The sequence below is a fragment of the Rhizobium sp. F40D2 genome (genome assembly GCF_051810745.2).
Classification (GTDB): Bacteria; Pseudomonadota; Alphaproteobacteria; order Rhizobiales; family Rhizobiaceae; genus Rhizobium.
The window spans coordinates 185,056-198,014 of record NZ_JBPWQX020000001.1 but is presented as its reverse complement, the minus strand read 5'-3'; the positions used below and the strand labels follow the sequence as shown (position 1 = coordinate 198,014).

At 62.5% G+C, this 12,959-nt stretch carries 12 protein-coding genes; 9 read left to right on the top strand and 3 right to left on the bottom strand.

The genetic code is table 11. The features are described 5' to 3' along the window. A complete protein-coding gene (locus ACS4RS_RS23255; RefSeq protein WP_439013623.1) occupies nt 1-1,206 on the bottom strand; it encodes an ABC transporter substrate-binding protein in 1,206 nt (401 codons plus the stop codon). A gap of 175 nt (nt 1,207-1,381) precedes the next feature. On the opposite strand from ACS4RS_RS23255, the gene ACS4RS_RS23250 reads away from it, so the two are divergent. Next, the gene (locus ACS4RS_RS23250; protein ID WP_439013622.1) at nt 1,382-2,335 is read left to right on the top strand and encodes a LysR substrate-binding domain-containing protein; all 954 of its coding nucleotides are present in this window, start codon (nt 1,382-1,384) and stop codon (nt 2,333-2,335) included. Here ACS4RS_RS23250 and ACS4RS_RS23245 read toward each other — a convergent pair whose 3' ends face one another. Further along, a complete protein-coding gene (locus ACS4RS_RS23245) occupies nt 2,336-2,674 on the bottom strand; it encodes a cupin domain-containing protein (RefSeq protein ID WP_003594586.1) in 339 nt (112 codons plus the stop codon). A gap of 175 nt (nt 2,675-2,849) precedes the next feature. Here ACS4RS_RS23245 and ACS4RS_RS23240 point away from each other — a divergent pair, with 175 nt between their 5' ends. The 4 genes from ACS4RS_RS23240 (at nt 2,850) to ACS4RS_RS23225 (ending at nt 6,555) form a co-directional block, all read left to right on the top strand. After that, nucleotides 2,850-4,037 (top strand): acyl-CoA dehydrogenase, encoded by a 1,188-nt coding sequence (locus ACS4RS_RS23240; protein WP_439013621.1) that lies wholly within the window; start codon nt 2,850-2,852, stop codon nt 4,035-4,037. Nucleotides 4,038-4,126: 89 nt separating this feature from the next. Next, nucleotides 4,127-4,588 carry a DUF4126 family protein gene (locus ACS4RS_RS23235; protein WP_439013620.1) on the top strand — a complete coding sequence of 154 codons (462 nt, stop codon included), beginning with the start codon at nt 4,127-4,129 and terminating at the stop codon, nt 4,586-4,588. Further along, the gene (locus ACS4RS_RS23230) at nt 4,585-5,952 is read left to right on the top strand and encodes an FAD-containing oxidoreductase (RefSeq protein ID WP_439013619.1); all 1,368 of its coding nucleotides are present in this window, start codon (nt 4,585-4,587) and stop codon (nt 5,950-5,952) included. The genes ACS4RS_RS23235 and ACS4RS_RS23230 overlap by 4 nt, the downstream gene beginning before the upstream one ends. Before the next feature lie 33 nt (nt 5,953-5,985). Beyond that, on the top strand, nt 5,986-6,555 hold the full coding sequence (locus ACS4RS_RS23225; RefSeq protein ID WP_439013618.1) for a VTT domain-containing protein: 570 nt from the start codon (nt 5,986-5,988) through the stop codon (nt 6,553-6,555). A 15-nt stretch (nt 6,556-6,570) separates the two neighbouring features. Here the strand turns inward: ACS4RS_RS23225 and ACS4RS_RS23220 are convergent, their stop codons facing one another. Further along, complete coding sequence (locus ACS4RS_RS23220) at nt 6,571-7,614, bottom strand: NAD(P)-dependent alcohol dehydrogenase (protein WP_439013617.1); 1,044 nt, start codon at nt 7,612-7,614, stop codon at nt 6,571-6,573. Between the two features lie 495 nt (nt 7,615-8,109). Between ACS4RS_RS23220 and ACS4RS_RS23215 the strand changes: the two genes are divergently transcribed. The 4 genes from ACS4RS_RS23215 to kdpB all read left to right on the top strand — a co-directional run bounded on the left by ACS4RS_RS23215 (nt 8,110) and on the right by kdpB (nt 12,901). Further along, nucleotides 8,110-8,469, top strand: coding sequence for a copper resistance protein CopC (locus ACS4RS_RS23215; RefSeq protein WP_439013616.1), 360 nt, complete (start codon nt 8,110-8,112; stop codon nt 8,467-8,469). Nucleotides 8,470-8,769: 300 nt separating this feature from the next. Beyond that, nucleotides 8,770-8,859: a K(+)-transporting ATPase subunit F gene (locus ACS4RS_RS23210; protein WP_003547774.1), complete on the top strand. Its 90-nt coding sequence runs from the start codon at nt 8,770-8,772 to the stop codon at nt 8,857-8,859. Between the two features lie 69 nt (nt 8,860-8,928). Beyond that, nucleotides 8,929-10,632 (top strand): potassium-transporting ATPase subunit KdpA, encoded by a 1,704-nt coding sequence (kdpA, locus tag ACS4RS_RS23205; RefSeq protein ID WP_439013615.1) that lies wholly within the window; start codon nt 8,929-8,931, stop codon nt 10,630-10,632. Between the two features lie 208 nt (nt 10,633-10,840). Beyond that, nucleotides 10,841-12,901 carry a potassium-transporting ATPase subunit KdpB gene (gene kdpB, locus ACS4RS_RS23200; RefSeq protein WP_449314034.1) on the top strand — a complete coding sequence of 687 codons (2,061 nt, stop codon included), beginning with the start codon at nt 10,841-10,843 and terminating at the stop codon, nt 12,899-12,901. The last annotated feature ends 58 nt before the right edge of the window (nt 12,902-12,959 follow it).

Sequence of the window (12,959 nt, the reverse complement as noted above, 5' to 3'; positions counted from 1 at the left end):
TCACTTCACCAGATCGCAGCCGCTCTTGGCGGGGTCGATATAGGCTTCCTTGCCGGGAATGGTGGCGAGAACGTTGTAGTAATCCCACGGCTCCTTGCTGTCGGCCGGCTTCTTGACCTGCAGCAGGTACATATCGTGGATCATGCGGCCATTGGCGCCGACCGTGCCGCCGCGGCCGAAGACGTCGTCGACAGGCATTTCATGCAGCTGTTTGGCGACGGCTTCCGTCTCGTCGGTGCCAGCCTTCTGCACCGCCTTGAGATATTGCATCACCGCCGAATAGGTGCCGGCATGGATCATGTTCGGCATCTTGCCGGTGCGGGCGAAAAATTTCTTGGCGAAGGCGCGGCTCTCGTCGTCGCGGTTCCAGTAATAGCCTTCGGTCAGCGTCAGGCCCTGCGCCGCTTCGAGGCCGAGACCATGGACTTCGGCGAGCGTGAAGAGCAGCGCCGCCAGATGCTGGCCGCCTTGGGTGATGCCGAATTCGGCCGCCTGCTTGATGGCGTTCGAGGTATCGAGGCCGGCATTGGCGAGGCCAATCACCTTGGCGCCGGATGATTGCGCCTGCAGCAGGAAGGACGAGAAGTCCTGGGTCGAAAGTGGATGGCGGACAGCGCCGACGACCGTGCCGCCGCTCGCCTTGACGTAGTCGGTGGTCTGCTGCTCCAGCGAATAGCCGAAAGCATAGTCGGCGGTCAGGAAGAACCAGCTGTCGCCGCCCTGCTTGACCAGCGCGCCGCCGGTGCCGACGGCAAGCGCATGGGTGTCGTAGGCCCAATGGAAGCCGTAGGGTGAGCAGGCCTTGCCGGTGAGATCCGTCGTCGCCGCACCGGTGACGATGTCGATCTTCTTCTTTTCCTTGGCGATCGCCTGCACCGCGAGCGCCACCGACGAGGTCGTCAGCTCCATGATCGCATCCACCTGCTCGGTGTCATACCACTGCCGGGCGATGTTGGAGGCGATATCGGGCTTGTTCTGGTGGTCGGCATCGACGATCTCGACCGGCACATCAAGCACCTTGCCGCCGAAATCCTCGACCGCCATCTTGGCGGCTTCGACGGAAGACTTGCCGCCAAAATCGGCATAGACGCCCGACTGGTCGTTCAGGATACCGATCTTGACCTTGCCGTCGGTCGCGCTCTGCGCGAGCACCGCCGTGCTGCTCGCCAGCAGAAATGCAACTGATGCAACGAGATTCTTACGCATATTCTCTCCTCCCAGAGATGAGCCGGATTGCGGTTCTGTTCAGATTTGGCCAGCCGCACTCCTCAGAACGACGGACCCTCTCCCTACGATCACGGAAATTCCGCATTGAAGCAACGGGTCATTTACAACTAATTCCAAACAGTATCTGTTCGTTTTTGAACAGACGAGGATCGAAATGAACAATCCGCCGCAGTTTACTTGGGACGATCTGCAGTTTTTTCTAGCCGTCGCCCGCACTGGACAGCTGTCGACGGCGGCCCGCCAGCTGCGCTCCAGCCATGCGACCGTCTCGCGGCGCATCGACCGGCTGGAATTCGCACTCAAGGTCAAGCTCTTCGAGCGCAATCCGCGCGGTTACGTACTGACCGCCATGGGCACGCGCTTTGTCGAGACGGCCGAGAGGATGGAGCAGGAGACCGAGCGGCTGCGCGCCGACCTCGCCGACGGCTCGATGGCGCAGCGCGGCCTCGTGCGCTTCAGCGCGCCGGAGGGTTTTGCCAATTTCTTCTTCGCGACCGTTCTGCACCGGTTTGCCGCCCAGCATCCGCATCTCTCGCTCGAGCTGGTGACGATCCAGCAGATCATGTCGCTGTCGCGCAAGGAGGCCGATCTTTCCGTCGTGCTCGACGAGCCGAAGGGCGGGCCTTATTTCGCCGAGAAGCTGACCGACTATCACCTGCAGATCTACGGCTCGCGCGACTATCTGGCAAAGGCGCCCGCCATCACCTGCCGCGAGGACCTGCTTGGACATCCCTTCGTCAGTTATATCGAGGAGATGATTTTCGCGCCGGGCCTGGATTATCTCAGCGATGTGCATCCGCGCATCAAGCCGCAATTCCAGAGTTCCAGCATCTTCGCCCAGCTCACCGCAACCCGAAACGGCCTCGGCCTCTGCATCCTGCCCTATTTCTTCGCCAGCCGTTATCCCGAGCTTGTGCGCGTGCTGCCCGAGGAGATCGACCTCAAGCGCCATTACTGGATCACCTGCCACCGCGATCTGAAACAGGCGCCGCGCGTGCGCGCCGTCATCGACTTCCTGCGTGAGGCCGTGCGCGGCGAGGACGCCCGCTTCGTGCCGCCCTATGTCACTCCAGCCGGCCCGACGCGTCGGTCGGAAGTAGAAAGCTGACTATTTGAGAAACTCGGCGCGGTGCGGCGTGAAGGTATCGATCAGCCGGCCCTTTTCCAGCGCCTTGACGCCGTGGACGAGATTGGGGGGCACGATGAAGCTGCCGCCCTGACGCAACACCTCGGTCCGGCCATCGATCGTCACCTCGAAGCTGCCCTCGGCGACATAACTTGCCTGTATGTGCGGATGCGAATGGGCAGCACCGACGGCGCCGCTCTCGAAGGCCACTTCCACCATCATCATCTCGGGCAGATAGGTCATGATGCGCCTGGTAACGCCGGGCTCGGGATTGACCCATTCGGCGCCTTCGGCCGATACGAACAGATCGCTTGACGACATTTCCGTCTCCTCGTTCCAGAATCGATCGCCGGCAAAGTGGAGCATGCCGGCGCTTTTGAAAAGATGGCGCGTCCTGTCTTTTCGACGGGTCTGCCTTCTGTTGACGCGGTCGGCTGGCGGGTCTATGCGACTTTGAGCGAGGCAAGCCTGAAGTCAAGGGTGAGGAGACGCCGACATGCAGCATACGCGCGAGGTTTTCGACTGGGCCGACCCCTTCCGCCTGTTGGAGCAGCTGACCGACGAGGAGCGCATGGTGCAGAATACGGCCCATGCCTATGCGCAGGGAAAGCTTGCGCCCCGCGTTCTCGACGCCTTCCGCAATGAAAAGACCGATCCCGAAATCTTCCGCGAAATGGGCGAACTCGGCCTGCTCGGCCCGACGATCTCGCCGGATTACGGCGGCGCCGGCCTCAGTTACACCGCCTACGGCCTGATCGCCCGCGAGGTCGAGCGGGTCGACAGCGGCTATCGGTCGATGATGAGCGTGCAGTCCTCGCTGGTGATGGTGCCGATCGACACCTTCGGCTCTGAAGCGCAGAAGCTGAAATACCTGCCGAAACTCGCCACCGGCGAATGGATCGGCTGTTTCGGCCTGACCGAACCCGATCACGGCTCCGATCCCGGCTCGATGGCGACACGCGCGAAAAAGGTCGACGGCGGCTACAGCCTCACCGGCTCGAAGACCTGGATCTCGAACGCGCCGATCGCCGACGTCTTCGTCGTCTGGGCCAAGACCGAGGACGGGCTGATCCGCGGTTTCATCCTCGAAAAGGGCTGGAAGGGGCTTTCGGCGCCTGCGATCCACGGCAAGGTCGGCCTGCGCGCCTCGATCACCGGCGAAGTGGTGATGGACGGGGTCTTCGTGCCGGAGGAAAACCTGCTGCCCGGCGTCACCGGCCTCAAGGGACCGTTCACCTGCCTCAATTCGGCCCGCTTCGGCATCGCCTGGGGCGCGCTCGGCGCTGCCGAGGATTGTTATGCCAGAGCGCGGCAATATACGCTGGAGCGCAAACAGTTCGGCCGACCGCTTGCCGCCAATCAGTTGATCCAGAAGAAGCTCGCCGACATGGCAGCGGAGATCTCGCTCGGCCTGCAGGGCTGCCTGCGGCTCGGCCGCATGAAGGAGGAAGGTCATCCGCCGGTGGAGCTGACCTCGATCCTCAAGCGCAACAGCTGCGGCAAGGCGCTGGAGATTGCCCGTGGGGCCCGCGACATGCTCGGCGGCAACGGCATCTCCGACGAATTCGGCATCGCCCGTCATCTCGTCAACCTCGAAGTGGTCAACACCTATGAGGGCACGCATGACATCCACGCGCTGATCATCGGCCGGGCGATCACCGGCATCGCGGCCTTTGCGAACTAACTCGCCTGCAGGGTAAGGCGAATTGCAACGCGCCTGACAATGTGCAACCTTCCTTGCCGTGGCACGAGGCCGGCAATGAGGGGGATCGCATGTTTCTACTTCTTGCATTGCTGATTGGTGTCATCTCGGGCCTTCGCACCATGACAGCGCCAGCCGCCGTCGCCTGGGGCGCAGCTCTCGGTTGGTTCGACGTGTCGCAGACGCCGCTTGCCTTCATGGGCTATCACTGGACGCCGTGGATATTCACCGTTCTCGCGGTCATCGAACTGATCGCCGACCAGCTGCCGTCGACGCCGTCGCGCAAGGTGCCGATGCAGTTTGGCGCCCGCATTGTTTCAGGCGCGCTGTCGGGTGCTGCGATCGGGGCCGCCAGCAGCCTGCTTTTCGGCGGGCTGATCGCCGGCGTGATCGGCGCCGTCATCGGCACCTATGGCGGCGCTGCCGCCCGCAGCCGGCTTGCCGCCTCCTTCGGCAAGGACCTGCCGGCCGCCCTTATCGAGGATGCCGTCGCCGTCATCGGCGCGGTGCTGATCGTGGGAGCCGTCGCATGAAAAGTTTCGACGCTATCGTTATCGGCGCCGGCCAGGCTGGCCCGTCGCTTGCCGCCCGCATGGTCGAAAAGGGCGTGAAGGTGGCGCTGATCGAGCGCAAATTCCTCGGCGGCACCTGCGTCAATGCCGGCTGCATGCCGACCAAGACGCTGGTCGCCAGCGCCCGCGCCGCCCATGTCGCCAGAAGCGGCGCCGCCTACGGCGTCAATATCCCCGGCGAAATCGCCATCGACATGAAGGTGGTCAGAGCCCGCGCCGAAACCGTGACGATGAATGCCCGCAACGGCCTGATCGGCTGGCTCACCGGCATGGACGGCATGAGCGTGATCTACGGCCATGCCCGTTTCGAAGACCCGAAGACTGTCAGCGTCAACGGCGAGACGCTGACTGCGCCGCGAATCTTCCTCAATGTCGGCGCGCGGCCGGTTATCCCGGAGCTGCCGGGTATCCATGATGTCGATTACCTCACCAGCACCTCGATCATCCATCTCGATAGGCTGCCGCGGCATCTGGCGGTAATCGGCGGCAGTTATATCGGGCTGGAATTCGCGCAGATGTATCGCCGTTTCGGTGCCGAGGTCAGCGTCATCGAGCACGGGCCGAAGCTAGCATCGCGCGAGGACGAGGATATATCCGATGCGATCGCCGACATCCTGCGCGCCGAAGGTATCGCCGTTCATACCGACGCCGACAACATCGCCTTTGCCGTAAACGGCAGCGGGGTGAGCGTCACTGCCGGCTCGGCGACGATCGAAGCGAGCCATGTGTTGATCGCCACCGGACGCAAGCCGAATACCGACGATCTCGGCCTCGATGCCGCCGGCGTTGTCACCGACAAACGCGGCTTCATCACCGTCGACGACAGGCTTGCCACCAATGTCGAGGGCATCTGGGCGCTCGGCGACTGCAACGGCCACGGCGCCTTCACCCACACTTCCTACAATGATTTCGAGATCGTCGCCGCCAATCTCCTCGACGGCGACGATCGCAAGGTCTCAAGCCGCATCCTGGCCTATGCGCTCTATATCGACCCGCCGCTCGGCCGCGTCGGCATGACGGAGAAACAGGCGCGGGAGTCGGGGCGCAGGATCATGGTCTCGACCCGGCCGATGAGCCGCGTCGGCCGCGCCAACGAGCGCGGCGAGACCAAGGGCTTCATGAAGGTGATTGCCGACGCCGAGACCAAGAAAATCCTGGGCGCGGCGATATTGGGTATCGAGGGCGACGAGGTGATCCACGGCCTGATCGATGCGATGAATGCCGGGACCACTTATCCCGCATTGCAATGGTCGGTGCCGATCCATCCGACGGTGTCGGAGCTGATCCCGACGCTGCTTGGCGATCTGAAGCCGGTTCAGCCGTGACCTGACCTCGGGAAGAGCTGGAGGCGAACCCGCGTGTCCATCGAACTGCTGATCGAGAACTACGGCCTGCTGGCAATCTTTCTGGGGGCTGCCTTCGAAGGCGAAACGGCCGCCTTTCTCGGCGGCGTGATCGCTCATCGCGGGTTGCTTCCCTATTGGTCGGCGTCGCTCGCGGCCATGGCCGGATCCTTCGCCGGCGACCAGTTCTGGTTCTTTGCCGGCCGTTACGCGGCCCGATGGAGCCTCGTCCGCCGGCTGATGGAAAAGCCGGCGCTGGCGCGCGCAACCCGTCTTCTGGAAAAATATCCCACCGGCTTCATCCTTGCGTTTCGTTTCCTCGTGGGATTGCGGACGATCAGTCCCATCGTGATCGGGACGACGCGGATACCGACCGGAAAATTCGTCGTCCTGAATGCCGTCGCCGCTTTGCTCTGGGGGCAGCTTTTCACCGCGCTCGGCTATTTGTTCGGGCACGGCATCGAGCAGATATTGGGCCACCTTTCCCTTCACCGCCATCTGCTGATTGCGATCGGAGCCGCGGCTGTCGTCGCCGCCGCGGCCCTTGCCTTTCGCAAGATGAGACCAAGCGCCAGGCACTCGTAACGGCGCTTAGAGCCTTTATTCCATGACGATCTGCAGCTTGACGTCGCTCGGCCGCGCCTCGACGGCGCGGTCGAAGGCCTTGATCGACTCCTCGAATGTGAAGGTCTCTGATATCAGCGGCTTCAGATCGACGCGGCCGGATGCCAACAGCGCGATCGAGCGCTCGTATTGGTGCGCGTAGCGGAACACCGTCTCGATACGGATCTCCTTGGTCGATGCCGTCGAGACATCGAAACCGATCGGGTTGACCGGCAGGCCGACGGCGACGATGGCGCCGCCCGGGCGCGGCAGCGCCATGATCGTCTCCCAGGCCTTCGGCGAGCCGGAGCATTCGAAGACGACGTCGGCACCCCAACCATCGGTCAGCCGGACGATCTCTTCGCTCAGGTTCTTTTCGCGGATATTGACTGGAATGACGCCCTGATATTGCGCGGCGATATCGAGTTTGGGCTGAGCGAGATCGGCGACGATCGCCCGGGCGCAGCCGCCGGCAAGAGCGGCGATCGCCACCATCGTGCCGATCGGCCCGGCGCCGAGGACGACGGCGGTGTCGCCTGGTGTAATCTTGGCTTTGCTGGCCGCCTGCATGCCGACGGCAAAGGGCTCGACCATGGCGCCCTCGGCGAAGCTGACATTGTCTGGCAGCTTGAAGGTATAATTTGCGGGATGTACGACCTCCGCCGTCAGCACGCCATGGATCGGCGGCGTCGCCCAGAAGGTCACGGCCGGGTCGATATTGTACATGCCGAGCCGGCTTGCCTTGGAATTGGGGTCGGGAATGCCGGGCTCCATGCAGACCCGGTCGCCGACTTTCAGATGCGTGACGCCGGCTCCGACCTCGACCACCGTGCCTGCCGCCTCATGACCGAGCACCATTGGCGCGTTGACGATGAACGGACCAATCTTTCCATGGGTATAATAGTGAACGTCCGAACCGCAGACGCCGACGGTATGAATCTTGATCTTGACCTGCCCCGGTCCTGTTTCCAGGGGCATATCGATATCGCGAAGCGCAAGCTCATGCTGGCGCTCCAACACCAGCGCACGGACTGTGGTCATGATCGGTTTCCTTCCCTTTTGCCCGCGGTTCGTCGCGTGCCGTTGAAGCGACTATAAGACTGTAAGGGGCGGTAATTCAATCGAAGAGATCAAGCTTTTGCTCAGCATGCGATGAAATGCCCATTTCCTATAATCCGAAAGATTTGCGTTCCAAGACCTCTGTATGATTCCAGCCGAGGCCATCGGGGAGTACATTCTTCATTCGAGCATCCCGGCCACGAGGACAGGCAGAGAGATGAAGAAAAATCACGATAACGCCGGCGGAAATCGATCCTGCGGCCCGGCGATTCTAGGGCCATTGCGGCATTTCTGGCAACGGCTTTTGGATCTGATCGCCGCACTGCCGAAAGACCGCCAGCCGCGGCCGGTGCGGATTGTCGTAAAGACAAGGGATCGAAATCATCGCTTGCAGCGTTAATAGCCATGCGCCGGCATGGCCTCGCGGAAGCATGACGGCTCCGGCCCATGCGGATCGGCAAGATAAGGAAGACCATCATGAAGTCGATCGTGTCATTCTGTCTGTTCGCATCCCTTCTTTTCACCGCAGGTGAAGCGTCTGCTGCCCTGGAACAAGCATCGCTTCCGCCGCAGCAGGAAGAAAGGCTGGTGCCGGCCAATCTCGAGCTCACCTTCAGCGGCCCGGTCGATCTTGCCCGCTCGACAGCCGTCCTGCTGGATGCCCGGGGGACGGCGATTCCCACCGGCAAGCCATTTCTCTCCGGTCCTGAGGGATCGATCTTCAAGGTTCCGCTCGATCCGGCCATGGCCCCCGGGGATTATACTGTCGACTGGCGCGTCCTCTCGATGGACGGCCGCAGTGCCGAAGGCAAATACCAGTTCCGGGTCGATCCTTAGCTCGCTCACCGAAAAGCTTTTATAAGATTTTTATATTCATGGTCCTCCGGCCGTCTCGAACCTTTATGGCCTCCGGCTCCATATTGAAGCCCGAGAGATCGACCGATCATCTCCACGCCAGAAAGCATGAAAGGCGGCCCTTCCAACGAGAAGGGCGCCCTTTGTCTTGTCTGACTCCAAGAAAGCAACAGGAGTCACGATCATGATGGATATCATTCTGCTTGGCACCGCGATCATATTCTTCGCGCTGTGCTTTGCCTACACCAGAGCCTGCGACAGGCTGTGACCGGAGAAACGACGATGACCCTCGATTATGTCTTGAGCGGTGCCGTAACCGTGTTTCTCACCGTTTACCTCACCTACGCTCTCCTTCGCCCAGAACGCTTTTAAAGAGAACCGGCGCTTCTGAGATCGCTCATGTGCGACCGGGAGCCAGCCGGGTATTGAAAGTTTACCTCCATGACCCTCAACGGATGGCTTCAGATCCTGCTTTATTGCGGTATCGTCCTTGTGCTCGTCAAACCGCTCGGCGGTTACATGACCCGTGTCTACAACGGCGAGCGTACACTCCTGTCACCCGTCCTCGTTCCGATCGAACGGGGGCTTTACCGCGTTGCCGGCACCAGCGAACGCGAGGAGCAGCATTGGACCTCCTATGCCTTTGCGATGTTGATGTTCAACTTGCTCGGCGTCCTCTTCCTCTACGCGCTCCTGCGCCTGCAGGACATCCTGCCCTATAATCCGGCCGGCATGGCCGCCGTCCCGGCGGACCTTTCCTTCAACACCGCCGTCAGCTTTACCACAAATACGAACTGGCAGAATTACGGCGGTGAAAGCACCGTGTCATATCTGGCCCAGATGGCCGGCTTCACGGTGCAGAACTTTTTGTCCGCTGCGACCGGCATGGCGATCGCGGTCGCCTTCATCCGGGCCTTCGCACGGGCGTCCGGCAAGGCGATCGGCAACTTCTGGGTCGATATGACCCGCGGCACGCTCTATATCCTGCTGCCCATCTGCATCGTGCTGACGCTCGTCTATGTCTATCTCGGCGTGCCGCAGACACTCGGACCCTATGTCAATGCGACGACGCTCGAAGGCGCGCAGCAGACAATCGCCGTCGGCCCAGTCGCCTCGCAGCTCGCGATCAAAATGCTCGGCACCAATGGCGGCGGCTTCTTCAACGCCAATTCCGCCCATCCGTTCGAAAACCCCGATGCGATCTCCAACCTTATCCAGATGGTCTCGATCTTCGCGATCGGCGCGGCGCTGACCAATGTCTTCGGCCGCATGGTCGGTAATCAGCGTCAGGGCTGGGCGATTCTTGCCACGATGGGCGTGCTGTTCGTCGCCGGCGTTATCGTCACCTATTCGGCTGAAGCAGCGGGCAACCCGTTGATGCATGCCTTTGGTCTCGGCGGCGGCAACATGGAGGGCAAGGAAGTCCGCTTCGGCATTGCCCTGTCCTCACTGTTCGCCGTCATTACCACGTCCGCCTCCTGCGGCGCGGTCAATGCGATGCACGGCAGCTTTACTGCGCTCGGCGGCCTTATCCCGCTGATCAACATGCAGCTCGGCGAGATCATCGTCGGTGGCGTCGGCGCGGGCTTTTACGGTATTCTGCTGTTCATCATCGTCGCCGTCTTCGTCGCCGGCCTGATGGTCGGCCGCACGCCGGAATACCTCGGCAAGAAGATCGAGGCGAAGGAAATGAAGATGGCCGTTCTCGCCATCCTCTGCCTGCCGCTCGCCATGCTGGTCTTCACCGCAATCGCCTCGGTTCTGCCGAGCGTCGTCGCCTCCGTCGGCACGGCCGGCCCGCACGGTTTCTCCGAAATCCTCTACGCCTATACGTCGGCGGCAGCCAACAATGGCTCGGCTTTCGGCGGACTGACGGGCAATACGCCCTGGTACAACGTGACGCTCGGCATCGGCATGCTGGCCGGCCGCTTCCTGGTCATCATCCCGGCGCTCGCCATTGCCGGCTCGCTGATCGCCAAGAAGACGGTCCCGGCCTCGGCAGGCACCTTCCCGACCGACGGTCCGCTCTTTGTCGGCCTGCTCGTCGGCACGATCCTGATCGTCGGCGGCCTGACCTTCTTCCCGGCTTTGGCGCTCGGCCCCGTCGTCGAACACCTGGTCGCGATCGCCGGCCAAACCTTCTGAGGCGATGCCGTGATCATCCGCCACAGGTTTCGCCACGCTTCTCATCCACGTCCCGGCGCGCCGGGACGTGGGAACAGCCCGAGGCTACAGGCCTCCGACATCATTCTGCTGATGATGGCAGGCCTGCTCGTCGCCGCGGCGACCTTCAAGATCTTACAGGGCTAACCGACATCGGTCTGCCATCCTCGTTTCAAAGCTGGAGTCTCTTATGAGCCAGGCAAAATCCGCGAGTATCGTCGATTCTCGCATCCTCATTCCGGCCGTCGGCGCCGCCTTCAAAAAGCTCGACCCGCGCGCACTCGCCAGAAACCCGGTGATGTTCGTCGTGGCCACGGTCTCGGTGCTCACCACCGTGCTTTTCCTGCGCGACCTCGCGGCCGGCAACGGCAATCTCGGCTTCTCCTTCCAGATCAATCTCTGGCTCTGGTTCACCGTGCTCTTTGCCAATTTCGCCGAAGCCGTCGCCGAAGGCCGCGGCAAGGCGCAGGCCGATTCCCTCCGCAAGGCGCGCACTGAAACCCAGGCGAAGCTGCTCACCGGCAACAACGGCAGCGATTATCGTATCGTGCCGGGCACCAGCCTCAAGGTCGGCGACGTCGTTCTCGTCGAGGCGGGCGACATCATCCCGTCGGACGGCGAGGTCATTGAAGGTGTCGCCTCCGTCAATGAAGCAGCGATCACGGGCGAATCCGCCCCCGTTATCCGCAGATCCGGCGGCGACCGCTCGGCAGTGACCGGCGGCACGCAGGTGCTGTCGGACTGGATCCGCGTGCGCATCACCGCGGCGGCCGGATCCACCTTCCTCGACCGGATGATCTCGCTGGTCGAAGGTGCTCAACGCCAGAAGACGCCGAACGAGATCGCACTCAACATCCTGCTTGCCGGGATGACGCTGATCTTCGTGCTCGCCACCGCGACGATCCCGAGTTTTGCCATCTATGCCGGCGGCTCGATCCCGATCATTGTGCTCGTCGCCCTCTTCGTCACCCTGATTCCGACGACGATCGGCGCGCTGCTGTCGGCGATCGGCATTGCCGGCATGGACCGTCTCGTCCGCTTCAACGTGCTCGCTATGTCCGGCCGTGCCGTGGAAGCTGCCGGCGACGTCGATACGCTGTTGCTCGACAAGACCGGCACGATCACGCTGGGCAATCGCCAGGCGACCAGCTTCCGCCCGGTCCGCGGCGTTTCCGAACAGGAACTTGCCGATGCCGCCCAGCTTGCCTCACTGGCCGACGAAACGCCGGAAGGCCGCTCCATCGTCGTGCTCGCCAAGGAAAAATATGCGATCCGCGGCCGCGACATGGCGAGCCTCAAGGCGACCTTCGTTGCCTTCACCGCCCAAAGCCGCATGAGCGGCGTCGATCTCGAAGGTGCTTCGATCCGCAAGGGTGCAGTCGATGCGGTGCTCGCCTACGTCAACGGCGACACGCCCTCGAAGAACGGCAGCGAAGTGATGCGCGATCTGCAGTCGATCGCCGACGAGGTCGCCAAATCAGGCGGCACGCCGCTCGCCGTTGCCCGCGACGGCCGGCTGCTCGGCATCATCCAGCTGAAGGACATCGTCAAGGGCGGCATCCGCGAGCGTTTCACGGAGCTGCGCCGTATGGGCATCCGCACCGTGATGATCACGGGCGACAATCCGCTGACGGCAGCCGCCATCGCCGCCGAGGCCGGCGTCGACGATTTCCTCGCCCAGGCAACGCCGGAGATGAAGCTGGCGCTGATGCGCGAGGAACAGGCCAAGGGCAAGCTCGTCGCCATGTGCGGCGACGGTACCAACGATGCGCCGGCACTCGCCCAGGCGGATGTCGGCGTCGCCATGAACACCGGCACGGTCGCCGCCCGCGAGGCCGGCAACATGGTCGACCTCGACAGCGATCCGACCAAGCTGATCGAGATCGTCGAGATCGGCAAGCAGCTGCTGATGACACGCGGCGCGCTGACGACCTTTTCGATCGCCAACGACATCGCCAAGTATTTCGCCATTATCCCGGCGATGTTCCTGACCTTCTATCCGCAGCTCGGTGTGCTCAACATCATGGGACTGTCGACGCCGCAAAGCGCCATCCTCTCGGCGATTATCTTCAACGCCCTGATCATCATCGCGCTGATCCCGCTATCCTTGAAGGGCGTGCGCTATCGTCCGATCGGCGCCGGGGCGCTTCTGTCACGCAACCTGCTGATCTACGGCCTCGGCGGCATCCTCGTGCCCTTCGTCGGCATCAAGGCGATCGACTTGGCCGTCGCCGCCCTCGGCCTCGCCTAGCGGAAGATCCGGTTCCTCACCGGAACCGGTCTCCGCGTGAACTCGTCAAGGAGTAAGA

What these genes read in the sequence shown, in the direction of transcription:
- ACS4RS_RS23215 (WP_439013616.1), top strand. Translation starts at nt 8,110, where the DNA reads ATGAAGTCGATCGTGTCATTCTGTCTGTTCGCATCCCTTCTTTTCACC.
- ACS4RS_RS23220 (WP_439013617.1), bottom strand. Translation starts at nt 7,614, where the DNA reads ATGACCACAGTCCGTGCGCTGGTGTTGGAGCGCCAGCATGAGCTTGCG.
- kdpB (WP_449314034.1), top strand. Translation starts at nt 10,841, where the DNA reads ATGAGCCAGGCAAAATCCGCGAGTATCGTCGATTCTCGCATCCTCATT.
- ACS4RS_RS23240 (WP_439013621.1), top strand. Translation starts at nt 2,850, where the DNA reads ATGCAGCATACGCGCGAGGTTTTCGACTGGGCCGACCCCTTCCGCCTG.
- ACS4RS_RS23210 (WP_003547774.1), top strand. Translation starts at nt 8,770, where the DNA reads ATGACCCTCGATTATGTCTTGAGCGGTGCCGTAACCGTGTTTCTCACC.
- kdpA (WP_439013615.1), top strand. Translation starts at nt 8,929, where the DNA reads ATGACCCTCAACGGATGGCTTCAGATCCTGCTTTATTGCGGTATCGTC.
- ACS4RS_RS23230 (WP_439013619.1), top strand. Translation starts at nt 4,585, where the DNA reads ATGAAAAGTTTCGACGCTATCGTTATCGGCGCCGGCCAGGCTGGCCCG.
- ACS4RS_RS23255 (WP_439013623.1), bottom strand. Translation starts at nt 1,206, where the DNA reads ATGCGTAAGAATCTCGTTGCATCAGTTGCATTTCTGCTGGCGAGCAGC.
- ACS4RS_RS23245 (WP_003594586.1), bottom strand. Translation starts at nt 2,674, where the DNA reads ATGTCGTCAAGCGATCTGTTCGTATCGGCCGAAGGCGCCGAATGGGTC.
- ACS4RS_RS23235 (WP_439013620.1), top strand. Translation starts at nt 4,127, where the DNA reads ATGTTTCTACTTCTTGCATTGCTGATTGGTGTCATCTCGGGCCTTCGC.
- ACS4RS_RS23250 (WP_439013622.1), top strand. Translation starts at nt 1,382, where the DNA reads ATGAACAATCCGCCGCAGTTTACTTGGGACGATCTGCAGTTTTTTCTA.